General features: G+C 68.9%; 1 protein-coding gene. It reads left to right on the plus strand.

Going from position 1 to position 1124, the window contains the following annotated elements:
• The coding region (locus ACLQ2Q_RS22180) for a heavy metal translocating P-type ATPase (RefSeq protein ID WP_425824067.1) at positions 1–1124 on the plus strand (1124 nt) is incomplete at both ends.

The raw sequence follows: 1124 nt of genomic DNA on the forward strand, positions 1-1124 counted from the left end.
GTCAACTACGCGACCGAGAAAGCCCGCGTCCGCGCCGACGGTGTCGAGGCGGCGGAGCTGATCGCGGCGGTCGAATCCGCCGGGTACTCCGCGGCGGTACCGGCACCTATCGCGCCCGAGCCCACATCGACCGACACCCCTGCGGAAGACCCCGAGCTGGTGTCGTTGCGTCGCCGGCTGCTGATCAGCACCGCGTTGGCTGTGCCGGTCGCGCTGATGTCGATGATCCCGCTGCTGCAGTTCACGTACTGGCAGTGGCTGGCGTTGACGCTGACCGCCCCGGTGGCGGTGTGGGGGGCGTGGCCGTTCCACCGGGCCGCGTTCGTGAACGCCCGTCACGGGGCTGCGACGATGGACACGCTGATCAGCGTCGGGGTGATCGCCGCGTTCGGCTGGTCCCTGTATGCGCTGTTCTTCGGCATGGCCGGGATGCCTGGCATGCACATGACCTTCACCCTGTTCGGCAGCCCCGAAGCGGGCAGCGGCGAGATCTACCTCGAAGTCGCCGCCCTCGTCACGGTGTTCATCCTCGCCGGCCGATACGCGGAAGCCCGCGCCAAGAAGTCCTCGTCTGAGGCGCTCCGCGCGTTGCTGCATCTGGGTGCGAAGGACGCCACCCGCTTGGTCGGCGGCGTGGAACAGTTGGTCCCGGTCTCGCAGCTGATCGTCGGCGACCGGGTGCTGGTGCGCCCCGGGGAGAAGATCCCCTCCGACGGCCTTGTGGTCGATGGGGCATCCGCGATCGACGCGAGCATGCTGACCGGCGAATCCGTCCCGGTCGAGGTGACCACTGGTTCCCGCGTGGTCGGCGCGACCGTGAATGTCGGCGGACGCCTGATCGTGGAGATCACCCGCGTCGGTGCCGACACCGAGCTCGCGCGGATGCAGCGGCTGATGGATGAAGCCCAGACAGGCAAAGCGAAGGTGCAGCGGCTCGCCGACCGGGTCTCGGGTGTGTTCGTCCCGATCGTGATCGTCCTGGCGATCTTGGCGTTCGTGGGGTGGCTGCTGGTCGGCGGGTCACTCGAGGTTGCGTTCACTGCGGCTGTGGCGACTCTGATCATCGCCTGCCCCTGCGCGTTGGGGTTGGCGACACCGACCGCGCTGCTGGTCGGCACCGGCCG

This window comes from Microbacterium sp. DT81.1 (assembly GCF_049844955.1).
Lineage (GTDB): Bacteria > Actinomycetota > Actinomycetes > Actinomycetales > Microbacteriaceae > Microbacterium.